The sequence below is a fragment of the Aurantimonas sp. NFXS3 genome, from assembly GCF_049132005.1.
GTDB lineage: Bacteria > Pseudomonadota > Alphaproteobacteria > Rhizobiales > Rhizobiaceae > Aurantimonas > Aurantimonas coralicida.
Genome location: NZ_JAGDDZ010000001.1, coordinates 594,624 through 618,572 on the forward strand (window position 1 = coordinate 594,624; position 23,949 = coordinate 618,572).

Sequence of the window (23,949 nt, forward strand, 5' to 3'; positions counted from 1 at the left end):
CCGACGGTGAAGTAGAACGCACGGGCTGAGCGAGTTTCAAAAGCAACCGGCACCCGTATGGATGGGCAGCGTCAGACTGTGTCGCGCGTTCTGGAACAATGGCGCATCCTCTCCGTTGGTTCGATGAATTCCAACGCCAGAGAGGAGGCTCATATGAAGTATATTGCAGCCACTGCGACCGCCATCATCTTGGCCGCGACGCCCGCGATCGCGCAGGACACTGCCGGCACACCGGCCACGACGCCGATGGCCTCGGAAGATACTGCAGCGACCGACTGGGCGCAGCTGATCCGGACCCGGGACATCGTGGGTGGCGCCGTCTACACGACGAACGAAGCCTATGACGAGGGCTCCTGGGGCGACCGGGACGACTACGCCTGGGGCCGTTCGGGCTATGACGCGGTCGGCAGCGACTGGAACCAGATCGGCGAGATCGAGGACGTGGTCCTGGACCGGTCGGGCAACCTTGCCGGCGTCGTCGCCGAAGTGGGCGGCTTTCTCGACATAGCCGACAAGCACGTCATGCTGCGGGTTGGCGACGTGGATCTCGTCCCGGTCGACGACCAGTCCTACGCGTTCATCACGCGGTTCTCCGAGGAAGAGCTCGAAGGCCGTCCGGGCGTCGACGAAGCCTGGTGGAACTGAGGCGTCTCGCCTGACCGGCGACGCTTGAGCCGGAGCTGATCCGGTGCAATCCGAAGGCCCGTCGCGGGAAACCGCGGCGGGCCTCGTTCATGGAGCGCTCCGTTTCGGTGAGGGAACGACGCCCCGCGCGCTTTGAGCTGTGCGGCTTCCACGTGACCAAGCCCGTTTCGTTTTTGGTTTGTTCACTTTTCGTCTTCTCAATAGCACCTGATTCGGCTAGTCGGAGAGGGTTAACGAAGTGTTGCAGGAGCGGACCATTCGCATCATCGGCATCGATCCCGGCCTGCGCCGGACCGGCTGGGGCATCGTCGAGACGCTCGGCAATTCGCTGCGGTTCGTCGCCAGCGGCACGGTGATGTCGGACGGCAAGATGGATCTCGCCTCGCGGCTGCGCACGCTCTACGAGGGGCTGACCGACGTGATCCACGCGCAGCAGCCCGACGAGGCCGCGGTGGAACAGACCTTCGTCAACAAGGACGCCGTCGCCACCTTGAAGCTCGGGCAGGCCCGCGGCATCGCCATGGTGGTGCCGTCGCTGGCCGGGCTGCCGGTCGCCGAATATGCGCCCAACGCTGTGAAGAAGGCGGTGATCGGCGTCGGCCATGGCGAGAAGAAGCAGATCCACATGATGGTGAAGGTGCTGATGCCCAAGGCGACCTTCGACACGGACGACGCCGCCGACGCACTGGCGATCGCCATCTGCCACAGCCATCATCGCCAGTCGGCCCAGTCGCGGGCGCTTTTGGCCGGCCTGTGAGGGTGCGCGCCAATCCGTCCGCCCGTCGCGGCCCGCGCCCGGCGCTGCCAGCCGGGACTGTCGGCGAGGATGCGCCGATCGTGGTAAGCGACGGCGCGGGCATGCCTTGCCGCAGACCCGCCTTCGATTCCCACCGCCTGGAGACGCATTCGTGATCGGCAAACTGAAGGGCACCGTCGACGAGATCGGCGAGGACCACGTGGTCGTCGACGTCCACGGCGTCGGCTATGTCGCCTTTTGCGGCGCGCGCACCCTGGCGGCGCTGCCGGGCGAGGGCGAGGCGGTGGTGCTGTTCATCGACACCTATGTGCGCGAGGACATGCTGCGGCTCTACGGCTTTGCGACGCGGGCTGAGCAGGACTGGTTCCGGCTGCTGCAGATGGTGCAGGGCGTCGGCGCGCGGGTGGCGCTGGCGGTGATCGGCACGCTGTCGGCCGGGGATCTCGCCAATGCGGTGGCGTTGCAGGACAAGGCGATGGTGGCGCGCGCGCCCGGCGTCGGGCCGAAGGTCGCCGCGCGGATCGTTGCCGAGCTGAAGGACAAGGCGCCGGCCTTCTCGGGCGCCGGCAGCGACGAGAGCCTGGGACTGAAGCGCGACATCGGCGGCGGCACAGCCGCCGCGCCGGTGGCCGATGCGGTCTCGGCGCTGGTCAATCTCGGCTATCCGCGCGACCAGGCGGCCGAGGCCGTGGCGAAGGCGCTGAAGGATGCCGGCGAGGCGCCGGACAGCGCGAAGCTGATCCGGCTGGGGCTGAAGGCGCTGAGCCGCTGAGGCGGCGAATGGCGCCGCCGGGGCCGGGGACGGATCGCCGGCCGGCCGGTTTTGACATGACGGCGCCGAACGGCCATTGCGGAACCTGCCCGCGACCGGCCGCGCCTCTGGTCTTGCAGGCAGATTGTCCCATCGCGACGGAACGGCCCTTATGAGCGACGCCCGCCTGATCACTCCCGAGAAGCACGGCGAGGACATCGACGCGACCCTGCGGCCGCAGCGACTGGACGATTTCGTCGGCCAGGCGGCGGCGCGCGCCAACCTCAAGATCTTCATCGAGGCGGCGAAGAATCGCGGCGAGGCACTGGATCACGTGCTGTTCGTCGGGCCGCCGGGGCTCGGCAAGACGACGCTGGCGCAGATCATGGCCAAGGAGCTTGGCGTCAATTTCCGCTCGACCTCGGGCCCGGTGATCGCCAAGGCCGGCGATCTGGCGGCGCTGCTGACCAATCTGGAAGAGCGCGACGTCCTGTTCATCGACGAAATCCACCGGCTGAGCCCGGCGGTGGAGGAAATCCTCTATCCGGCGATGGAGGATTTCCAGCTCGACCTGATCATCGGCGAGGGGCCGGCGGCGCGTTCGGTGAAGATCGACCTGTCGAAATTCACCCTGGTCGCGGCGACGACGCGGCTGGGGTTGCTGACGACGCCGCTGCGCGACCGTTTCGGCATCCCGGTGAGGCTGAATTTCTACACGGTGGCGGAGCTGGAGCATATCGTCACCCGCGGCGCGCGGCTGATGCGGCTGCCCATGGCCGAGGACGGCGCCCGCGAGATAGCCCGGCGGGCCCGCGGCACGCCGCGCATCGCCGGCCGGCTGCTGCGCCGGGTGCGCGACTTCGCCGACGTCGCCGGCGCGGAGACCGTGGACCGCAAGGTGGCCGACGAGGCGCTGTCGCGGCTGGAAGTGGACAGTCTCGGCCTCGACCAGCTCGATCGGCGCTACCTGGAGCTGATCGCGATGAATTTCGGCGGCGGGCCCGTGGGCATCGAGACCATCGCCGCGGCGCTGTCGGAACCGCGCGACGCCATCGAGGACATCGTCGAGCCGTATCTCCTGCAGCAGGGCTTCCTGCAGCGCACCCCGCGCGGGCGCCTGCTCACCCAGCGGGCTTTCGCCCATCTTGGGCTGGCGGTGCCGAGCACCTATCAGGGATCGCAGGCGAGCCTCTTCGAGGACGGCGCCGACGCCGATTGAGGCGGGCGGTTCAGGCCGAGGCCGGGTGGTGCCCGGTGTCCAGCCGCGCCATGCGCTCGCCATCGGGCACCGGATAGGCGAGGCGATGGGCCGGATGGTCGAGGGTCGCGGCCAGATGCGCGGCGCGGGTCTCGACCACGGCGAGGGCGGCGCCGTCGAGGCCGAGACGCGCGAGACCCATGAAGGCGTCGCACTGGCGGCGCAGCGCGGCGATGTCACGCGGCCGCGTGGCGGCCGGGGCGATCTGCTCCAGGCAGGCGAGGTAATGCTCGCCAGCGATCATGTCGGTGGCCGCATACTGGCGCAGATGGCCGAAGGAATATTCCAGATATTCGGCGAAGCTGCGCGGCAGGTCGATGACCCGCAGCTTGCCGTCGCTGTCGACATGCAGCGGATCGGCCTTGCCGCGCCCGACCATGCGGGACATGGCGGCGGTCAGCCAGTCCATGCAGGTGATCGCGGTGAAGGGGTCGTTGACGCCCGGTGACAGGGCCCGGCCGGCGATCTCGACCAGTTCGTCGACGAGGAAGACCTGGTCCTGATGCGGGCTGCGCTGGTTGCCGCAGGCGATGGAGGCGACGAGGGCGGTGCGGGTTTCGTCGGTGACGCGCTCGCTCGGCCAGGCGTGGAAGATCACCTTGCCGGGATGCACGAACATGCCGGTCCGGCAGTTCATCCGCACGACGATGTCGGCCTTCTGCGCCGCCTCGATGAGGGTCTCGTGGTCGATGATCTGGAGATAGCCGCTGCGGTCGGAGACGATCTCGGCATAGGGCACGGTGGCCGCCGCCTCGTCGATGTCGTCGCCGAAGCAGGGCGGCACCTGCCACAGGAGGCCGGCCGGCTGGGCTTCGCCGGTCGCCTCGCCGTCCTCCACGTCGCCGCGGACCGGAAACGCCTTCTCGATCTGCTTGCACAGCGCCTCGCCGATGCCGGCGATGACGTTGGAGATGTGGATGTTGGACGGGACGTGGTGGATGAAGAAGATCAAGACGCCGATCGAGCCGATGGCCAGAATGATGGCGCCGAAGATCGCGATGTTGGGCACGAACATCGCGGCATAGACGTCGTCCTCGCCGCCATCGCGGACGCTGCGCAGCACCAGCATGGAATAGATGAAGGTCGCGACGAAGACGCCGAGGGTGATCTGGTTGCCGCGGTCGTTCATGAAATTGGTCAGGAGACGCGGGCCGTAGCTGCCGGAGGCGAAGACGACCGTCGCCATGGTGACCGAGAAGACGGTACCGGCCACCCCGATCATCGAGCCGCCGATGGCGCTGAGGATGGCGCGGGCCCCGTCCGGCTGGGTGGCGTAGAAGAACGGGCTCTCGCCGAAGGCGTCGAGCGGGACCCGGGCGTCGATCTCGATCAGGACGAAGGCCAGAACCGCGGCGCTGACCGCCATGATCGAGGGGATGAACCAGTAGCTTGCGACGACGCGCTGGTAATATTGCTGGATGAACGCACGCATCGCGGCTCCTCGGGTCGGGCGAGTGCAGATATGGCCCGCACGGCCCGGCACAAGCTCCAAGCCGCCATTGCCGCGTGAATCCGAAACGATGGGTGCCCGGAGCCGGCGGGAGGCGCTGGGACCGGCCGCTTTGTCAGCGGCCGATCCAACAAAGGGAAGGCTGGGTGCGCCGGGTCAGCCGGCCGGCGGGTAGGGATCGTTGCCGTAGGTCCATTCCGTCTGCCACTGGCCGTCGCTGCCCTGCACCAGGACCTGGGAGTCGGTGCCGCTGTCATGCATCTTGTGGGCCGCGTCGCGGGCGGCGTCCATCGCCTCCGCCTGGGTGTCGTAGGGCGTGTCCTTGTCGTTGTGACGTACTTTCCAGCCGTCGCCATCCTTCAGGACGTAATAGCGTTCGCGTGCCATGCCGCTCTCCTCGCAATCGGGTTTCTCGTGCTGGCGAAAGCTAGCGAGGCGCCGCGGGGCGGCAAGTGGTCGCGGCCGTCGGTCCTCTGGCCGGGCAACGGGTCAAACGCCCGGATGTGTTCGGTCTCGCCGCCGGCCGGGGCGACAACGTCGACGCGAAGGCTGGTCAGGAGCCTGCCCTGCTGGTAGCATTCCGCAGCGGAAGGTGGTCGGCGATGGCGGACAGCGGGACAGACGCGCTTCTGGTGCTCAGCTACAATGTCTGCTGGGAGGCGATGAGCCATCACCATGGCTTGCCGCTGGGCGATGCCTGCACCTTCGTCCCCGGTAATCCGCATCTGACCCGCCGCGCCGTCAACGTCGCCCATTGCATCGACGCGATGCCCGAGGCGATGGGCATGGACGGCTTCGCCTTCATCGGGCTGCAGGAAGCGAGCCTGGCGTGGGAATGGCGCGATCTCGCACCGCGCAGCCTCGCCCAGGGCGACCGGGCGGGCGACTACGTCTTCGACAGTGCCGGCCCGGCGGCCGACCGGATCCCGCCCAATTATCCGCCGGACAAGCTGCAATCGGATCACCTGCCGGTGGTCGCCCTGCTGCCGGCGGCCTGACGCGGCGGGACGGGGCGGAGGGTTCACACGACCAGGCATCAACGGGAGGACGGCATGACCCATCGAACGATCGCCCGATCGCTGCTTGCGGCCACTGTGCTGCTGGCGGCCGGCGCGGAAGCGCAGGGACAGGCGGCGGCGCCGAACCAGATCCAGCAGGCGAGCCTGTTCCGGGCCGACGTGCGGGACCGGCCGGGCTGCGAGCCCAGCGCCGCGAACGGCATGGTGAGCTGGCCCGAGGCGATCGGCAATCCGGCGGTGAGCTGTCCCGATGCCTTCGGCTGGACCTCGTTCCTGACGGCGGTCGAGCAGGCGTTCTGGACCTGGGGCACCGACCAGACGATCTGGATCGACGACCCGAAGGCGATCTGCGGACGCGAGGGCTCGCCGGAGGATTGCTGCGATCCGGCGGTGTTCGACGAGACGCCGCCGCTGGGCGAGGCGCCGCCGGCCGGCTGCCCGTTCTATCCGCCGGACTGGACCAATCCGCCGCCGATCACCGTGGCGCGGCCGAGCCCGAGCCACACCCACGACTTCCTGGAACGGCTCGATCCCGCGCGGGTGCTGCGCCAGGAGGAGGCGGAGATCGTGTTCCGCAACCGGTCTTTCGTGCGCTACACCTTCGCGCAGAACCTCTACAACAAGGAGAGTCTCGGCGCCCGCTTCACCGCGATGCAGGACTGGGTGAACGTCAATGCGCCCTACAACAACGCGGCGCTGGCGATCGACTATCCGACCGATGCGGTGATGTTCAAGGTCGACTTCCTCAGCCAGTCGCAGATGCTGGAAAACGGCCTGATCTGGCGCGAGGACGATGCCGGGCGAACGCTCAATCCGCCGAACGATCCCGACGCGCCCTATGTGACGATGCTGATCGAGGAGACGCTGGCGCCGGGCGACGAGGAACCGGAACTCTACTATCTCGTCGCGGTGACGGCGGCGTCGAAGGCGATCCCGACCTGGCACTGGTACGCCATGGAGCATGTCGGCAATCTCGGCCGCTGCGACTTCACCGGCTGCAACGATTCCTACGGCTACAGCGCCGCCGGCGTGACGGTGGAGGGCGAGAGCTTCGGCCAGAACTACATTCCGCCGAAGACCGAGAACTCCGAGGACGCCACGCAGGACATCGTCTTCGACATGGGCACGCCCTACACGCCGGAGGAGACCGGCGAGCGGATCACCCCGGCGCTGGACGGGCTGATGGCCGCCATGGGCATTGCCACGGGTGACGGGCCGCAGGATCCGGACAGGCCGTCGGCGGCCGATCCGGCGTGGCGCAGCTACCGGCTGAAGGCCTCGCAGACGGAGTTCGTCATGCCGACGGGCATGCCGACCCATGCCGGCCAGTCGATCACCGAAGGCGGCTTCGTCAATTCGGCCTCCTGCATGACCTGCCATTCCCAGGCCGGGCCGGACGCCACCGGCAATCCCGGCGTGCCGGGGATCGGCGCCAGCAACGACCTCAATCTGTTCGGCCTGAGCCAGACGGTGAACGGCGCGCCGGACCCGGACTGGTTCTATGCCACGGGCACGAACCAGATGCGGGTCCTGCCGATGGACATGGTCTGGGGCATGCTGAATGCGAGCTGCGTCGCGCCGAAGGGCAAGACCGGGCTGTGCGAGACCTATGAAGGATCGCAATTCGCGCCGCCCAGGCGCACCGTGCCCTCCGCGCCGACAGGCGCGGCCTCCGACACGCCTGCGCGCTGAACAACGAAAAGGGCGCGCCCCGACGAGTGGAGCGCGCCCTTTCGATGAATTGGTCCGGCCGGGGCGGGATGCCCCGGTCGCGGCTCCTGGATGGCGGGCTAGAGCTTGCCGATCGAGAAGAACAGCGTCTCGCCGGAGGAATCGTCGACGCCGTCATTGTCGGTGACCGCATAGGCGGTGCCGTCGCTCGCGATGGTGAAGCCCTCGATCTTGTCGACGACATAGCCGCCGGTGGCCTTCAGGTCGGGCAGGAAGTCGTGGACCTCCTCCTTGGTGACGGTCGGCAGGTCGCCGCCGAGCGGGGCGGGCTTCAGGTCGGCCTTGGCTACGCGGAAGAGCTTCTTCAGCCGGGCGCCGTCGCCGATCTGGTTGTCGCGCTCGAGAACATAGAGCCAGTCGCCGCTGGCGGTGATCTCCGACAGGCCGACCCAGCCCTTCCCGGTGCTCTCCAGCGCGTAGCTGACGGCACTCCATTCCTTCGAGGCCGGCTTGTAGGCGAGAAGTTTCACGGTGCCCTTGGCATCGTCCGCCCATTCGCGCTGGATGGCGACCCAGAGCGTGTCGCCGTCCAGAGTCACGCCCTCGGCGCCGAAGCGGGTGGAACCGTCGACGAGCGCTTCGGGGAAGGGCACTTCCTCGGTGATGGCGCCGGCGGCGTCCACGCGCAGAAGCTGGTGCGGCACGTCCTTCTCGAGATTGCCTTCGCTGGCGAGCCAGAAGCCGCCTTCGCCGTCCGCGGTGATGCCTTCGAGGTCGAGAGCCTCGGCGGGCTCGCCGTCACGGGTGACGACCGTCCTGGCGGTGATGCGGGCCGGCTTCTCAGACGCGTCGATGGTGAAGATCGCCGGCTGGCTGGTGTAGAAGCTGTCGCTGACGGCGTGGAGGGTGGTGGCGCTGTCGGCGTCGGCGGCAAGGCCCGAAAGGGCGCCCCAGCCGACCGGGCGGCCGTCGGCATCGTCTTCAGAGACGATCATCGGATAGGCGCTCTCGCCTTCGCCGCGCTCGTAGATCATCACGTGGGAGCGGGCGCCGCCATCCTCGACGAGATCGGCCTCGTTGGAGGTGACCAAAAGGTTGCGCGACGGGATGGCGATGGCGCCCTCCGGGGCGACGCCCGAGGGCAGGAGCTGGGTGAAGACGGGATCGCCGTCGCCGAGAGCGTAGACGCCGACGGCCGAGCCGCGCTCGGACAGGACGAAGGCGTAGGTCGTGCCGTCGAAGGTCGCGACTTCCAGACCCTCGGGCTCGACGCCCTTGGCGTCGGAGCGCTTGTCCGGATAATGGCCGGCGCGGATGACCTCGTATTCGAAGGACGGGCCAGATTCCCAGGCGACGCTGCCGTCCCTGTTCCACACGGTGAAGGAGCGCGAGCCGCCGTCGTAGTCGCCTTCATTGGCGGAGACGAAGCGGTCGTTGTCGATCCACTGGACGGTGTCGGGCTCGCGCTTGCGGCCGGCCTGGCTGCCGGTGAAGGAAAGTTCGCGGTCGTCCTCGGTGTCGATGCCGTCGAGGTCGACGGCGCCGGCGGAAAAGTCGGCGGTGACTTCGCCGGTCGCCGCGTCGACGATGGCAAAATGGTTGTTCTCCTGCAGCGAAACGACGATCTCGCCGGCATCGTTGAAGTCGACATATTCCGGCTCCGGATCTTCCGGCGCGATGTCGGCGAGGCCGGTCAGCTCGACCTTCGTCAGGGAGGCGCAGTCCGGCACGCCGTCGGCCAGCTTGACGATGGCGAGGAAGCCGGCCGGCATCTGCGGCAGGGCGCCGTCGTCGAGGTCCTCGTCGCGCTCGTTCTCGATGGCGATGGCGGCATAGGCGCCGTCCTTCGAGACCGCGACGGAATCGGGCTGGCCGCCGAGATCGCAGGAGGCCGTCTCGGTCTTGGCCACGATGTCGATCACCGCCAGGCGGCCCGACGGCGCGGTGTAGCTCGGCGAGGTGTTGACGCCGACGAGGACATTGCCGCCGGCGACCGCCACGGAGGTGGGCTCGCCGTCCATCGCCAGGAAGCCGCCGGCCTTCGGGGCCTTCGGATCGGTGATGTCGATCAGGCCGATGCCGCCGGCCGGGCTGTCGGAGTAGATCAGGGTGTTGCCGTCGGCGCTGGCGGTGATGATCTCCGAGGAGGTCTCGGTCTCGGCGGGCATCTCGGCCGGCAGGTTGGCGGCGACCGGGAAGCTGGCGATGCGCCGGAACACCGGCTCGGCCATCGCAGTGGCCGGCGCGGCGAGCGCGCTGGTGGCGAGAAGGGCGGCGAGGCTGAGGCGGAGCGGCGAGATCACGGCGGCGGTTCCTTTGCTTGACGCGAATGGCGCGTCTATGAGGTCGGCCTGTTACAGAGGCGTGACACAGTGCCGGAACGGGCGTGCGACCGGCGCGTGCCGCGACCGCGAGGTGAAAGGAGCTGGCGATGACCGATGGACTGGCCGGACGGCTGACCGAGGACGGCCACGCGCTCGACGTGCGCATCTATTTCGAGGACACCGACTTCTCCGGCGTCGTCTATCACGCCCGCTACCTGCACTTCCTCGAAAGGGGACGCTCGGACTTCCTGCGGCTGAAGGGGATCGGCCACGGCGAATTGATGGACGGACGCTACGGTGCGCCGATGGCCTTTGCCGTGCGGCACATGGACATCGACTTCCTGCGGCCGGCGCGGATCGACGACGTGGTCACCGTGACCACCCGCACGGCACTCCTCGGCGGCGCGCGGATCGTCCTTGCCCAGCGCATCTCCTGCGGCGACACGGCGCTGATCGAGGCGATGGTGAAGGTCGCGGTGATCTCGCCCGGCGGCAAGCCGATGCGCATGCCGAAGGAGATGCAGGCGCTGCTGCAGCCCGCCGCCGAGGCGTGAGGCGCGGGCCGGCCGGGCGTGGGCGGTAACGGCTCGTTAACCCTACCGGTGCATCAATGGCGCGAATCGGATTTGAGCCGAACCACGCCATTCTTTCACCGGATTCGCTTGTGAAAGGGCATCAGGGGTTTACGCGGCCGAATGGCCGAATTTGCTGCATGTCGGGGCCGATATGGGCGGGACGGTGCCGAGAGGCGCGCACCTGCTGCAGGCTGCCGACGGTTCCGAATATCGAGGATGACTGGGAATGGACGCTGACGTCGTTCAGGGAACGCTACACGCCGCCGGTTCGGTGTCCCTCTGGGACCTGTTCTGGCAGGCCGGCTTCATCGTGAAGCTGGTGATGATCGGGCTCATGGCTGCTTCGGTCTGGACCTGGGCGATCATCATCGACAAGTCGTTGCGCTATGGCCGGTTCCGCCGCCAGCTCAACAAGTTCGAGAGCAATTTCTGGTCGGGCCAGTCGCTGGAGGACCTCTATCACAACCTGTCCGAGCGCAAGACGTCGGGCATGGGCGCCTTGTTCGTCGCGGCGATGCGCGAGTGGAAGAAGTCGTTCGAGAAGGGCGCCCGTTCGCCGCTCGGCCTGCAGACCCGGATCGACAAGGCGATGGACGTGACCCTGGCCCGCGAGATGGACGAGCTGGAATCGCGGCTCGGCTTCCTCGCCACCATCGGCTCGGCGGCCCCCTTCGTCGGCCTGTTCGGCACGGTCATCGGCATCATGACCTCGTTCCAGGCGATCGCCGGGTCGCAGCAGACCAGCCTTGCCGTCGTGGCGCCGGGTATCGCGGAAGCGCTTTTGGCGACCGCCATCGGCCTCGTCGCCGCCATCCCCGCCGTCATTGCCTACAACAAGCTGTCGGCCGATGCCGGCAAGCTGGGCATGCGGCTGGAATCCTTCGCCGACGAGTTCTCCGCGATCCTGTCGCGGCAGATCGACGAGAAGCTGTCCTCGCGCTGAGCGCGTGAAACGCCGGTCCGTGCGACCGGGAAGGGAATGACAGATGGGCATGTCTGCCGGAACCGGGCGTTCCAGCGGGTCGCGACGCGGTCGGGGCCGCGGTCGCCGTCAGCCGATGAGCGAGATCAACGTCACGCCGATGGTCGACGTGATGCTGGTGCTGCTGATCATCTTCATGGTCGCCGCGCCCCTCCTGACCGTGGGCGTGCCGATCGAACTGCCTGAGACCCAGGCCAAGGCGATGAATTCGGACACCCAGCCGATCACCATCTCGGTGAATTCGGACGGCGAGATCTATCTCAACGACACGGTGATCCCGATCGACGAGGTCGTGGCCAAGCTGCAGGCCGTGGCCAAGGCCGGCTACGAGGAGCGCATCTTCGTGCGCGGCGACCGTTCGGCCGATTACGGCACGGTGATGCGCGTCATGGCGCGGATCTCGGCCGCCGGCTTCCGCAATATCGGTCTCGTGACCGATCAAGAAAACGCTTGAGCGAAACCAGCTTTCGATGAAGTCCGGCGTCGTCCTTTCCACCCTTCTGCACGGAGCGGTCCTGACCTGGGGCCTGTGGTCCCTGTCGGCGCCCGAGCCGCTGCAGATGGCGCCGGTGGAATCGCTGCCGGTGGACCTCGTGCCGATCGAGGAATTCTCGCAGTCGATGATCGGTGCCAAGGACGCGCCGGTCACCGAGACGCCGGCGCCCAACCCGACCGAGACCCCCGAGACGCTGCCGATGCCGGCGGAGAATGTCGGCGACAACGAGACCGATCTCGCCACCCCGCCGACGCCGGTCAAGCGCCCGACCCCGACCGAGCAGGCGGCCGCCGCCCAGCCGTCCGAGCCGACGCCACCGACGCCTGAGCCGGAACCTGCGCCCGAGCCGGAGCCCGCCCCCGCGCCGACCCCGCCGGAGCCGCAGCCCGAACCCGAGCCGACGCCGGAACAGCCCGCCGAGGTGACGCCGCCGCAGCCCGACCCGGTGGAGCAGGCGATCGCCGAGGCCGAGGCCGCGCCGGAACCCGATCCCGTGCCGCAGAACGTGCCGGTGCCGGCGACCAAGCCGAAGCCGCCGGCGCCCGCACCGAAGGTCGCCGAGACCAAGCCCGTCGAGCCGAAAAGGCCGGAGCCGACGAAGCAGGCCGAGACGCGGACGCCGGAAGAGAGCCAGTTCGACGCCGACCAGATCGCCGCGCTCCTGAACAAGGAGAAGTCGGCCGGCGGCGGCGCCAAGCGCTCGGACCAACAGGCCTCGCTCGGCACCGATCGCCAGACCGGCGGCAAGCTCTCCCAGAGCGAACTCGACGCGCTGCGCGGGCAGATCCAGCGCTGCTGGTCGCCGCCCTCGGGCGTGTCGGAAGCCGGTTCGCTGCGAATCTCGATCCAGATGCGGCTCGATCCGTCGGGCGAACTGGAAGCGCGGCCGCAGATCATCGGCGGCGGCGGCGGCTCGATGATCGAGCGGGTGGCGGGCGAGGCGGCATTGCGCGCCGTGCAGCGCTGCGCGCCCTACAATCTGCCGGCCGAGAAGTACGACACCTGGGCCGACGTCGTGGTCAATTTCGATCCGAGCCAGATGTTCTGATGGCGACGGCGCGGCGACCCGGTTTCGATCATGATCCGGCCGCCGGATCGCCGGTCCGGGCGCCAGCCGCCCGGTCGCCGTTGCGGCAGGACGCCATACAATCCCCCTATTGGATGGTAGGAAGCGGACGAGGGAAGATCGATTCCCCGGCCCAGCCTGCCGGGGGATTTTCCGTACCAGTTCAAACAGGAGAGGCGCGGCCAACCGGCCGGCGCAGGTCTCCGACCGCAGTTGAAGGTCTGACATGAAGATGATCATCAAGGGCGCGCTCGTGATCGCGATGGCGATCTCCGGCGCTTTCGTGGCACTGGCACCGGCCGCCGCGGCGGTCGAGATCGACGTGACCCAGGGCAATGTCGAGCCGCTGCCGATCGCCATCACCGACTTCCAGTCGGCCGACGGCATCGGCAAGCAGATTTCCGACGTCGTCCAGGCCGACCTGAAGCGCTCGGGCCTGTTCGCGCCGATCGACCGGGCGGCCTTCATCCAGTCCGGCCTGACCACCGACACGACGCCGTCCTTCAAGGACTGGACCGTCATCAACGCCCAGGCGCTGGTGGTCGGCCGGGTCTCGCCGGAGGCCGACGGACGGCTGCGCGTCGAGTTCCGCCTGTGGGACACGTTTGCGGGCCAGCAGCTCGACGGCCAGCAGTTCTACACCAATCCGGAGAACTGGCGCCGGGTCGCCCACATCATCGCCGACGCGATCTATGAGCGGCTGACCGGCGAGAAGGGCTATTTCGACACCCGCATCGTCTTCGTCTCCGAGAGCGGCACCAAGGACAAGCGGGTCAAGCGCCTCGCCATCATGGACCAGGACGGCGCCAATCTGCGCTATCTGACCGACGGCAGCGAGCTGGTGCTGACGCCGCGCTTCTCGCCGAGCCGCCAGGAGGTCACCTACATGTCCTTCGGCAATGGCGAGCCGCGGGTCTATCTCCTGCAGCTGGAAACCGGCCAGCGCGAGATCGTCGGCAACTTCCCCGGCATGACCTTCTCGCCGCGCTTCTCGCCGGACGGCCAGAAGGTGATCATGAGCCTCCAGCAGGAGGGCAACGCCAATATCTACGCCATGGATCTGCGCTCGCGGGCGACGACCCGGCTGACCTCGACCACGGCCATCGACACCTCGCCGTCCTATTCGCCGGACGGGCGCCGGATCGTGTTCGAATCCGACCGCGGCGGACGCCAGCAGCTCTACGTGATGGGGGCCGACGGCTCGGGCCAGCAGCGCATTTCGTTCGGCGACGGCTCCTATTCGACCCCGGTCTGGTCGCCGCGCGGCGACCTGATCGCCTTCACCAAGCAGAGCGGCGGGCAGTTCCAGATCGGCGTCATGCGGCCGGACGGTTCGGGCGAGCGCATCCTGACCTCGGGCTTCCACAATGAGGGCCCGACCTGGGCGCCGAACGGCCGTGTCCTGATGTTCTTCCGCGACCAGCGGGGCGGCGGCGGACCGCAGCTCTATTCGATCGATCTGACGGGCTACAACGAGCAGAAGATCCCGACCCCGAGCTACGCCTCGGACCCGGCCTGGTCGCCCTCCCTCGAATAGGGCCGCCGCAAGGCCAGCCCCGGGCAAGCCCGGGGCCCGATTATGGCGTGAATGTTGCGGAAATGCCGCAACATGGCGGAAACCGGGCAACGATCCGGCGGCGGCCTCATTCCGGCGATAATTCAACGGGATGAGCCGCGTTGGGCGCACCGAAGCGCCGCCGTTTTTACGTGTCGTTAAGTGGCGTCAGGGTAAACGTCGCGTAACCCAAACCCACTGTTTTCAAAGGAGCTGGCCATGCGCCGGAGCATTTTCGGGGTGAAGAGCCGCATCGCATTCGCCGTCGTCGCCAGCCTGGCGGTCGCTGGCTGCGCCAGCAAGAAGGACGCCCTGCCGGACAACGCGGCAGGTCTCGGTCTGAACGGGGCCAACGGTGCCAACGGCGCCTATGGCAGCGCGACGCCGGGCTCGACCCAGGACTTCACCGTCAATGTCGGTGACCGGGTGTTCTTCGACACCGACTCGACCTCGCTGCGGGCCGACGCCCAGCAGACGCTGACGCAGCAGGCGCGCTGGCTGAACCAGTATTCGCAGTACTCGATCGTGATCGAAGGCCATGCCGACGAGCGCGGCACCCGCGAGTACAACCTGGCACTCGGCGCACGCCGCGCCGCCGCGACCCGCGACTACCTCGTCCAGCAGGGCGTGCCGGCCAACCGGATGCGCACCATCTCCTACGGCAAGGAACGTCCGGTCGCCGTCTGCGACGACATTTCCTGCTGGTCGCAGAACCGCCGCGCCGTCACCGTCCTGAGCGGCGCCGGCAGCTGATCGGCCTGACGAATCGTCGCCGGTTCGCGATGCGACCGGCGGCATCCACGGCGAAAGCAGGGCGCTGCCCAACTTTGGCCGAACTGCCTCGTTCCATGCTAGGAAACCGCGCCGTCGCTGCACGAACCATTGCGTTCGCGCCGCGGCGGCCATTGCCGTTTCCAGCCGTCGAGGAACTGTGTTCATGATGTTTCGACAAACGATCCTTGCCGTATCGGCGCTGGCCCTGATGGGTACCGCGACCGGCGGGGCGTCGGCCTTCGAATTGCCCGGGCTCTTCGGCGAGTCCGCATCCGGCGCTGCACGCCAGGCGCCGGCCGAGACGCGGACCGCCCCCGTGCGCATGGCGCAGGCCGGCGACGTCAGCGTGCGCATCAACCAGCTCGAGGAAGAGGTCCGCCGGCTGAATGGCCGGGTCGAGGAACTGAGCTTCCAGCTGCTGCGCACCCAGGAAGACATGCGCAAGCAGCTCGAGGACAACGAGTTCCGCTTCCAGCAGCTCGAGGGCGGCGGAGCGGGTGCCGCGGGCACCTCGGTCAACGAGCAGCGCGGCGACGCCGGCTCGGCCATGCCTGAGCAGCCCGGCGACAGCCAGCAGGCCGCCACGGGAGACGACATCGGTCGTCTCCTGGAGGACGGCGAGCTTGCCACCGGCGCGCTCGACACGACCAATCTGCAGACCGGCGTGCCCGGCCTTGGCGACAGCGCGTCGTCGGGCGGCTCCAGCACCGTCGCGGCGATCACGCCGGGCGGGCAGGGCGAGACCTACGACCTGGCCTACAACTACCTCCTGGCCGGCGACTACCAGCTCGCCGAGCAGGCCTTCCGCCAGTATGCCCAGACCTATCCGACCGCCGAGGATGCGCCGGATGCGCGCTACTGGCTGGGCGAGAGCCTGTACCAGCAGCAGAAATTCGCCGACGCGGCCGAGGTGTTCCTCGAGGCGCAGAAGAGCGCGCCGGAGAACGGCAAGGCGCCGGAGATGATGCTGAAGCTGGGCATGTCGCTGGCCAAGCTCGACAATCGGGAAACCGCGTGCATCACCTACAAGGAAGTGGCCAAACGCTATCCGCAGATGAGCAGCAACGTGCGCAAGAAGCTGGCGAGCGAGGAAAAGTCGGCCAACTGCTGACACCCGCCGCGGACCGCCGCGGCCTGCGCCTGGACATTCCCCGCGCCCGTCCCGACGCCGCGCCGCTCGACCGGCTTGCCCTTGCCGAGCTCCTGACCCATTCGCTGCACCAGGCGGCCGCCCTGACAGGCTTCCGCGACCGCGCCATCCTTGCCGTGTCCGGCGGCCCCGATTCGCTGGCGCTGGTTCTCGCGGCCATCGCCCTGCAGGGCACCGCAGCGCTGCCGCAAACCCGATTTCACATCGTCACCGTCGACCACGGCCTGCGCGACGCCTCGGCGGCCGAAGCGCGCTACGTCGCGGGCGTTGCCGCGCGCTTCGGCCTCGGCCACGAAACGCTGCGCTGGGCCGCGCCGGCCCGGACCGGCAACATTGCGGCGGCGGCCCGCGAGGCCCGCTACGCGCTGCTCGCAAATGCGGCCCGGCGCTTCGGCGCGACAGTGATCTTGACCGCCCATCACGCAGACGACCAGTGCGAGACTCACCTGCTGGCGCGCGAACGCGGCGCCGGGGTCGTCGGCCTGGCGGGCATGCGCCCGGTGCGGTCGCTGGCGCCGGATCTCGTCCTGGCGCGGCCGTTCCTGGACATTGCCGGCGACCGGCTGAAGGCAAGCGTGGCGGCGCATGGCCTGCCGGCCGTCACGGACCCGACGAATGACGATCCGGGCTCGCGCCGGGTGGAGCTTCGCCGGCAGATCGCGGCGGGCGGGCTGGACCGGGACGCGCTGCGGGCGCGAATCGCCGGGCATCGATCGGAACGCGACGCGCTGGAAGCCGGGCTCGGCGAGGCCGTCGCCGCGATGCAGGCGGCGGGTGAGCTTTGCCTGACGGAGGCCGGCACGCTGGAGATCGACCGGGATGCGCTGCGGGGCCTCGGCGACGACACGGCGTTCGTCCTTCTGCAACGCGCCATCGCGGCGGTCGGGGGCAGGGGGCATGGTCCCGAGGGCCCGGCGACGATCCGGCTTCTGGAGGCGCTGCGCGGCGAATCGGACGGGGCCCGCACGCTGGCGGGTGTGCGGGCGGTGCCAGGCGAAACGATCGCCCTGATGCGCGAATACGGCCGGGCCGGGATCGCTGTGCTGACGGCGACGGCGGGAGAACGGGTCTTCGACGGCCGTTTCGTGGTCGATGCCGGCGCCGGGCCCTCACATTGTGGGGGGCGGCTCGTCGCCTTCGGGGATCTCGGCCGGGGCAATCCGGTCGAGAAGACCTTGCCCGTGCTCGTTGCCGGCGATAGCCTTGTCGCCATCCCCGCACAGCTCGGCGGCAAGGTCGCCGCGGGAACGCCGCTGCTGGCGATCCGGTCGCTCGTCGGCTGGAGCCTGACCCGCGATCTGCCGCCGCCAACGGGCGGCCGGGCCGGGCCGAGTGCAAAGCCGCGGTAACCACCCTGCGCCGCCAACCGGTGCAAATTGCCGCAAAACCGCCTGACCTTGTTGGCAAGAAGGGGGGCAGCACCTATCTTCGAGCCAATCGTCCTCGTGACTTCGGGCGTCCATTCCAGGAAGATCGATGAACCAGAACTTTCGAAACTTCGCGCTGTGGGCGATCATCGCTCTCTTGCTGATCGCGCTTTTCCAGCTGTTTTCGAACGGTTCGCAAACCGCCGGCGCCCGCGACATCCCGTATTCGCAGTTCCTGTCCGACGTGAAATCCGGCCGTGTCGAGGCCGTGACGATCCAGGGCCAGCGCATCAGCGGCAAATATTCGGATTCCTCGCCGCCCTTCCAGACCTATGCGCCGGAAGACGCGCAGCTGGTCGAGCGGCTCGAGGCCCAGAACGTCCAGATCAATGCCAGCCCTCCGGGTGACAACAGCAACCCGATCTGGTCGATGCTGCTGTCCTTCGGCCCGATCCTCCTGATCCTCGCGGTCTGGATCTTCCTGATGCGCCAGATGCAGGGCGGTGCCGGCGGCAAGGCGATGGGCTTCGGCAAGTCCAAGGCCAAGCTCCTGACCGAGGCCCATGGCCGCGTCACCTTCGCCGACGTCGCCGGCGTCGACGAGGCCAAGCAGGACCTGGAAGAGGTCGTCGAATTCCTGCGCGAGCCGCAGAAGTTCCAGCGCCTCGGCGGCAAGATCCCGCGCGGCGTGCTGCTCGTCGGCCCTCCGGGAACCGGCAAGACGCTGCTCGCCCGCTCGGTGGCCGGTGAAGCCAACGTGCCGTTCTTCACCATCTCCGGTTCGGACTTCGTCGAGATGTTCGTCGGCGTAGGCGCCAGCCGCGTGCGCGACATGTTCGAGCAGGCCAAGAAGAACAGCCCCTGCATCATCTTCATCGACGAGATCGACGCGGTCGGCCGCCATCGCGGCGCCGGCCTCGGCGGCGGCAATGACGAACGCGAGCAGACGCTGAACCAGCTTCTGGTCGAGATGGACGGCTTCGAATCGAACGAAGGCGTGATCCTGATCGCCGCGACCAACCGTCCGGACGTGCTCGACCCGGCGCTGTTGCGCCCGGGCCGCTTCGACCGGCAGGTGATGGTGCCGAACCCGGATGTCGGCGGCCGCGAGAAGATCCTGAAGGTGCATGTGCGCAACGTGCCGCTGGCACCGAACGTCAATCTGCGGACGATCGCCCGTGGCACGCCCGGCTTCTCGGGCGCCGATCTCGCCAACCTCGTCAACGAGGCGGCGCTGATGGCCGCGCGGCGCTCCAAGCGTCTCGTCACCATGCTCGAATTCGAGGATGCCAAGGACAAGGTCATGATGGGCGCCGAGCGCCGGTCGATGGCCATGACCGAGGAAGAGAAGACGCTGACCGCCTATCACGAGGCCGGCCACGCCCTCGTCGGCATCATCGAGCCGTTCAACGATCCGCTGCACAAGGTGACGATCATCCCGCGCGGTCGTGCGCTGGGCGTGACCATGAACCTGCCGGAGCGCGATCGCTACGGCATGCGCAAGAACGAGATGGAAGCGCGTCTCGCCATGATCTTCGGTGGACGTGCCGCCGAGGAGATCATCTACGGGCTCGACAACGTCACCACGGGCGCTTCCAACGACATCCAGCAGGCGACCAACATGGCGCGGGCGATGGTCATGGAATACGGCATGAGCGACAAGCTCGGCCGGCTGCGCTACAAGGACAACCAGGACGAGGTGTTCCTCGGCCATTCGGTGGCGCACCAGCAGCACATGTCCGAGGACACGGCGCGGCTGATCGACTCGGAGGTGCGCGGCATCATCGAGACGGCCGAGAACAAGGCGCGCAACATCCTCAACACCCATATCGACCAGCTGCACATCCTGGCGAAGGGGCTCCTGGAATACGAGACGCTCTCGGGCGACGAGGTCCGCGACCTCCTGGCCGGCAAGCCGCTGGCCCGCGACATGGGCGACGACACGCCGCCGTCGCGCGGGTCCGCCGTGCCCAAGGCCGGTTCGAGCCGCGGGCCGGATTCCCGCGCAGGCGAGGCGGGCGACAGCCTGGAGCCGCAGCCGACCTGATCACGCGGGGTCCGCTCCTGCGGGATCGCAAGACAATCGAAGGGAGCGGCCTCACGGCCGCTCCCTTTTCGTTTGCGGGGTCGGCATCAGCGGCGACGCAGACCGGCGGGGTTGCAGGCAACGTCTCCGCAATCCATTGATGCGAGAGTATGACGACAGGGAACGGCGCTGCGCGCCTCTCCCGGTCCGCGACACCGTCGATGGCGGCGTCCGGGCCGGGCGATGGCGCGCGCGGCAGCCGCCACCGGACGGACGGTCCGGCAGAACAGGAACAGACGGGGTCAGGTGATGAGCAGACGCTATTTCGGCACGGACGGCATTCGCGGCACGGCCAACCGGCACCCGATGACGGCCGAGGTGGCGATGCGGGTCGGCATGGCGGCGGGCCTGGTCTTCCAGCGCGGCTCCTACCGGCACCGGGTGGTGATCGGCAAGGATACGCGGCGCTCGAGCTACATGATCGAAAACGCCATGGTGGCCGGCTTTACGGCGGCCGGCGTCGACGTGTTCCTGCTCGGGCCGATGCCGACCCCGGCGGTGGCCATGCTGACCCGGTCGCTGCGCGCCGATATCGGCGTGATGATCTCGGCCTCGCACAATCCGTTCGAGGACAATGGCATCAAGCTGTTCGGGCCGGACGGCTACAAGCTGTCCGACGAGCTGGAACTGCGCATCGAAGCGCTGCTGGACGAGGATCTGACGCCGCGGCTGGCGACGGGCGACGGCCTTGGCCGGGCCAAGCGCATCGACGGCGTCCACGACCGCTACATCGAGGCAGCCAAGCGGACGCTGCCGCGCGAGCTGTCGCTGGAGGGCGTGCGCGTCGCCATCGACTGCGCCAATGGCGCGGCCTACCGGGTAGCGCCGGACGTCCTGTGGGAGCTCGGCGCGGAGATCGTCAAGCTGGGCGTCGATCCGGACGGCACCAACATCAACCGCAATTGCGGTTCGACGGCGCCTGCGGCGCTGATCGAGAAGGTCAAGGAAGTGCGCGCCGATATCGGCATCGCGCTGGACGGCGATGCCGACCGGGTGCTGATCGTCGACGAGCGCGGCGAGGTGGTCGACGGCGACCAGCTGATGGCGGTGATTGCCGAAAGCTGGGCCGAAGACGGCCGACTGGCGGCCGGCGGCATCGTCGCGACGGTGATGTCCAATCTCGGCCTCGAGCGCTTCCTGTCCGAACACGATCTGCAACTGGCCCGCACGGCGGTCGGCGACCGCTATGTCGTCGAGCACATGCGCGAGCATGGCTACAATGTCGGCGGCGAGCAGTCCGGCCACATCGTCCTGTCGGATTTCGGCACGACGGGCGATGGGCTCGTGGCGGCGCTGCAAGTGCTGGCGGTGGTCCAGCGCAAGGGCGGCACCGTGTCGGAGGTCTGCCGCCGCTTCGAGCCGGTGCCGCAGATCCTCAAGAACTTCCGCTATTCGGGCGGCGCGCCGCTGGAGCGACAGCGCGTGCAGGACGCCATCAGCGCCGGGCGCGATCGTCTCGGTGAGGGCGGGCGCCTGGTCATCCGCGCTTCCGGTACGGAACCGTTGATCCGGGTGATGGCCGAGGGCGACGATCGCGGGCTGGTCAACTCGGTGGTCGACGATATCCTTGGCGCGCTCCAGCAGACCGCAGCGTAAGGTAGGGTCACCAAGTTCTGAGGGCCCGCTCTTCGTTAAACTTCGTATTAACCATTCCGATTTACCGTCTTCGTTAAGGTAACGGCGTCTGCCAATCCCGGCCGCCGGATCGAATCGGAGATGAGAGCAATGAAATCTCGCCTTTTGACGACCGTGGCATTGATCGGCGCGGTCTCATCCTTCAGCAGCTTCGCCAAGGCCGCCGACATCATCGAAGAGCAGCCCTACTTCCCGCCGCCGGCTCCGGTGATCGTGGAAGAAGTCGCCACGGGCGGCTGGTATCTGCGCGGTGACGTCGGCTACGTCTTCAAGTCCAAGACCGACGGCTATTACAACGGCTGGAACATCGATCCGGGCGTCCAGTTCGTCGACGACGTCTTCCACTACGATTCGATCGAGACGAAGGGCGCCGCCTCCTTCGGCGTCGGCGTCGGTTACCGCTTCACCGATCATCTGCGCGTCGACGCGACCGTCGATTACTTCCGGACCGATGTCGACGGCCGCAGCAACTGCAACACGCAGGTGCAGCAGAGCTACAACATCCTGGCCAATGCGGGCTGCTATTACGACGACAGCTCGAAGGTCTCGATCTGGACGGCTCTGGCCAACGCCTATGTCGATCTCGGCACCTATGGCCGCATCACGCCCTATGTCGGCGCCGGCCTCGGCTTTGCCCATGTGAAATACGACGACCAGACCAACGAGATCGTCTGCGGCTCCAACCCGAACTGCCCGGCGACCAACTATGTCGGCGTGCATGCCGGCAAGTCGAGCTGGCGCTTCGCCTCGTCGCTCAGCGCCGGTGCCAGCATCGACATCACCCACAAGCTGAAGTTCGACGCCGGTTACCGCTACACCCGGATCTCGGGCGGTGACGCCTTCGGTTACGACGAGCTCGACCGCAGCTTCGGCGCGTCCGGCGTCCAGGGCAGCGACAACGGCTTCAACATCCACGCCGTGCGCGCCGGCCTGCGCTACGAGTTCGGCGGCGGGGGCGGTGGCTTCGGCAAGGGCAAGGGCAAGGCCGTCGAGCCGATCTACGCCTCGACCCCGCTCTATGAAGAGCCGGCGCCGATCTACGAAGAGCCGATCTACAAGTAAGCCGGCCCGCAAAGGCTGCGCATGAGACGGGCCGCTGCCTTCGGGCAGCGGCCTTTTTCATGCGGCGTTCGCGTCCGTCTTCGCGGGACGATCGTAACCTTCGTAAAGGTTTACGGTTAAGAAACAGGGTTAATCGCGCGTTAATCTTTCTGCGGCAGGATCGGGTGAGACGAGGGGTGCGGTGCCGCACTTCTCGTGAAGCGAAGACTGCAACGGGAAGCGGCTCCATGAACCTTGCAACCAAACTGATGGCCAGTGCCGCGCTGATCGGCTTCACCATGCCGGTGGCGAGCGCCGCCGACCTTCCGCCCATCTACGAGACCCCGATCTACCAGGACGTGCCGGAAGTGCAGCCCGTCGAGATCGGCAGCGGCTGGTATCTGCGCGGCGATGTCTCCTACGATTTCCAGTCCGACGTCGACGTCAACGGCCGCGAATACCGCCCGGACTTCGCGCGCTACGGCAACGGACCGACCTATGCGCCGGGCGAGTACGATTCCTTCGGTGCCGGCCATGACGGCTTCGAGATGGATGGCGCCGCGTCCTTCGGCGTCGGCTTCGGCTACCAGTTCACCGATTATTTCCGCGGCGACCTGACCGCGCGCTACTGGTCGGCCGATATCGACGGCGGCGACCGGATCGGCTCCTGCTTCGACTATGTGACGGCGACCGGCGGCACGGCCAGCCAGGCGTCCTGCGACTCCACGACCAGCGCCAGCGCGACCGGCCTGGAACTGATGGCCAACGCCTATGCCGATCTCGGCACCTTCGTCGGCTTCACGCCGTATGTCGGCGCCGGCGCCGGTGCGGTGAAGGTCAAGTATGACGACGTCAACGTCTCGCATGGCTGCACGCTCAACGGCACGGCCTGCGCGAACAGCTTCTACAACAGCGAGGCGAGCTATGACGGCGCCACCAGCTGGCGCTTCGCCTACTCGCTGATGGCCGGTGTCTCCTACGACATCTCGCGGAACCTGAAGGTCGATCTCGGCTACCGCTTCCTCGATGTCGACGGCGGCGACGCCTACAGCTATTCGGGCGACGTCGCGGCCAACGGCCAGCTCGGCCTCAGCGCCGAGGATGACGGCTTCCAGCGTCATTCGGTCCAGGCCGCGATCCGCTATTCGCTCTGGTAGGCGAGAAGTCACAGCAAGTTCATGCAAGAACGGCGGGCGCCTTGCGGGGCCTGCCGTTCTTGCGTTCGGGGGAGGGACGTGACGGGTGACGGGCCGTCGCGCGGCCCGAATGTGCTTGACGGGTGCCGGCCGCAGGAGTAGCGCCATTCGCGGGACACGCCTCCCCAACGAGGCGCTTCTATCTGTGAGG

At 68.0% G+C, this 23,949-nt stretch carries 21 protein-coding genes; 18 read left to right on the forward strand and 3 right to left on the reverse strand.

The window, feature by feature from the left end:
• The first annotated feature begins 153 nt into the window (after positions 1-153).
• The 4 genes from J3367_RS02650 to ruvB all read left to right on the forward strand — a co-directional run bounded on the left by J3367_RS02650 (position 154) and on the right by ruvB (position 3,372).
• The gene (locus J3367_RS02650) at positions 154-645 is read left to right on the forward strand and encodes a PRC-barrel domain-containing protein (protein WP_024348856.1); all 492 of its coding nucleotides are present in this window, start codon (positions 154-156) and stop codon (positions 643-645) included.
• Between the two features lie 238 nt (positions 646-883).
• Positions 884-1,402, forward strand: a complete 519-nt coding sequence (ruvC, locus tag J3367_RS02655) for a crossover junction endodeoxyribonuclease RuvC (protein ID WP_009208740.1) — start codon at positions 884-886, stop codon at positions 1,400-1,402.
• A 151-nt stretch (positions 1,403-1,553) separates the two neighbouring features.
• Positions 1,554-2,174, forward strand: coding sequence for a Holliday junction branch migration protein RuvA (gene ruvA / locus J3367_RS02660; protein WP_009208741.1), 621 nt, complete (start codon positions 1,554-1,556; stop codon positions 2,172-2,174).
• A gap of 151 nt (positions 2,175-2,325) precedes the next feature.
• Entirely contained in the window at positions 2,326-3,372 is a 1,047-nt protein-coding gene (gene ruvB, locus J3367_RS02665; protein WP_024348855.1) for a Holliday junction branch migration DNA helicase RuvB, read from the forward strand.
• Between the two features lie 10 nt (positions 3,373-3,382).
• On the opposite strand, the gene J3367_RS02670 is transcribed toward ruvB, so the two are convergent.
• Both J3367_RS02670 and J3367_RS02675 read right to left on the reverse strand, forming a co-directional pair.
• Positions 3,383-4,843, reverse strand: coding sequence for a DUF2254 domain-containing protein (locus J3367_RS02670; RefSeq protein ID WP_024348854.1), 1,461 nt, complete (start codon positions 4,841-4,843; stop codon positions 3,383-3,385).
• A 174-nt stretch (positions 4,844-5,017) separates the two neighbouring features.
• Positions 5,018-5,248, reverse strand: a complete 231-nt coding sequence (locus J3367_RS02675; RefSeq protein WP_024348853.1) for a DUF2188 domain-containing protein — start codon at positions 5,246-5,248, stop codon at positions 5,018-5,020.
• Positions 5,249-5,463: 215 nt separating this feature from the next.
• Between J3367_RS02675 and J3367_RS02680 the strand changes: the two genes are divergently transcribed.
• Both J3367_RS02680 and J3367_RS02685 read left to right on the forward strand, forming a co-directional pair.
• Positions 5,464-5,859 carry a hypothetical protein gene (locus tag J3367_RS02680; RefSeq protein WP_060576860.1) on the forward strand — a complete coding sequence of 132 codons (396 nt, stop codon included), beginning with the start codon at positions 5,464-5,466 and terminating at the stop codon, positions 5,857-5,859.
• 54 nt (positions 5,860-5,913) lie between these two features.
• The gene (locus tag J3367_RS02685; RefSeq protein WP_024348851.1) at positions 5,914-7,572 is read left to right on the forward strand and encodes a hypothetical protein; all 1,659 of its coding nucleotides are present in this window, start codon (positions 5,914-5,916) and stop codon (positions 7,570-7,572) included.
• Positions 7,573-7,670: 98 nt separating this feature from the next.
• On the opposite strand, the gene J3367_RS02690 is transcribed toward J3367_RS02685, so the two are convergent.
• Entirely contained in the window at positions 7,671-9,782 is a 2,112-nt protein-coding gene (locus J3367_RS02690) for an esterase-like activity of phytase family protein (RefSeq protein WP_162142645.1), read from the reverse strand.
• A gap of 200 nt (positions 9,783-9,982) precedes the next feature.
• On the opposite strand from J3367_RS02690, the gene J3367_RS02695 reads away from it, so the two are divergent.
• The 12 genes from J3367_RS02695 to J3367_RS02750 all read left to right on the forward strand — a co-directional run bounded on the left by J3367_RS02695 (position 9,983) and on the right by J3367_RS02750 (position 23,759).
• Complete coding sequence (locus J3367_RS02695; RefSeq protein WP_024348849.1) at positions 9,983-10,429, forward strand: YbgC/FadM family acyl-CoA thioesterase; 447 nt, start codon at positions 9,983-9,985, stop codon at positions 10,427-10,429.
• 247 nt (positions 10,430-10,676) lie between these two features.
• Complete coding sequence (gene tolQ / locus J3367_RS02700) at positions 10,677-11,393, forward strand: protein TolQ (protein ID WP_421460139.1); 717 nt, start codon at positions 10,677-10,679, stop codon at positions 11,391-11,393.
• 43 nt (positions 11,394-11,436) lie between these two features.
• Positions 11,437-11,886: a protein TolR gene (gene tolR / locus J3367_RS02705; protein WP_024348848.1), complete on the forward strand. Its 450-nt coding sequence runs from the start codon at positions 11,437-11,439 to the stop codon at positions 11,884-11,886.
• Between the two features lie 16 nt (positions 11,887-11,902).
• Positions 11,903-12,976, forward strand: a complete 1,074-nt coding sequence (locus J3367_RS02710) for a hypothetical protein (RefSeq protein WP_024348847.1) — start codon at positions 11,903-11,905, stop codon at positions 12,974-12,976.
• Between the two features lie 250 nt (positions 12,977-13,226).
• Positions 13,227-14,531, forward strand: a complete 1,305-nt coding sequence (gene tolB / locus J3367_RS02715; protein WP_370195018.1) for a Tol-Pal system beta propeller repeat protein TolB — start codon at positions 13,227-13,229, stop codon at positions 14,529-14,531.
• Positions 14,532-14,768: 237 nt separating this feature from the next.
• A complete protein-coding gene (gene pal, locus J3367_RS02720) occupies positions 14,769-15,302 on the forward strand; it encodes a peptidoglycan-associated lipoprotein Pal (RefSeq protein ID WP_009208752.1) in 534 nt (177 codons plus the stop codon).
• 184 nt (positions 15,303-15,486) lie between these two features.
• Entirely contained in the window at positions 15,487-16,434 is a 948-nt protein-coding gene (gene ybgF / locus J3367_RS02725) for a tol-pal system protein YbgF (RefSeq protein WP_024348845.1), read from the forward strand.
• Entirely contained in the window at positions 16,338-17,822 is a 1,485-nt protein-coding gene (gene tilS / locus J3367_RS02730) for a tRNA lysidine(34) synthetase TilS (RefSeq protein WP_421460141.1), read from the forward strand. Before ybgF ends, tilS begins: the two co-directional genes overlap by 97 nt.
• Positions 17,823-17,949: 127 nt before the next feature.
• Positions 17,950-19,887, forward strand: coding sequence for an ATP-dependent zinc metalloprotease FtsH (ftsH, locus tag J3367_RS02735; protein WP_024348843.1), 1,938 nt, complete (start codon positions 17,950-17,952; stop codon positions 19,885-19,887).
• Positions 19,888-20,175: 288 nt separating this feature from the next.
• A complete protein-coding gene (gene glmM, locus J3367_RS02740) occupies positions 20,176-21,522 on the forward strand; it encodes a phosphoglucosamine mutase (protein WP_024348842.1) in 1,347 nt (448 codons plus the stop codon).
• 129 nt (positions 21,523-21,651) lie between these two features.
• Complete coding sequence (locus tag J3367_RS02745; protein WP_024348841.1) at positions 21,652-22,623, forward strand: outer membrane protein; 972 nt, start codon at positions 21,652-21,654, stop codon at positions 22,621-22,623.
• Positions 22,624-22,850: 227 nt separating this feature from the next.
• Positions 22,851-23,759: an outer membrane protein gene (locus J3367_RS02750; RefSeq protein ID WP_024348840.1), complete on the forward strand. Its 909-nt coding sequence runs from the start codon at positions 22,851-22,853 to the stop codon at positions 23,757-23,759.
• Positions 23,760-23,949: the final 190 nt, after the last annotated feature.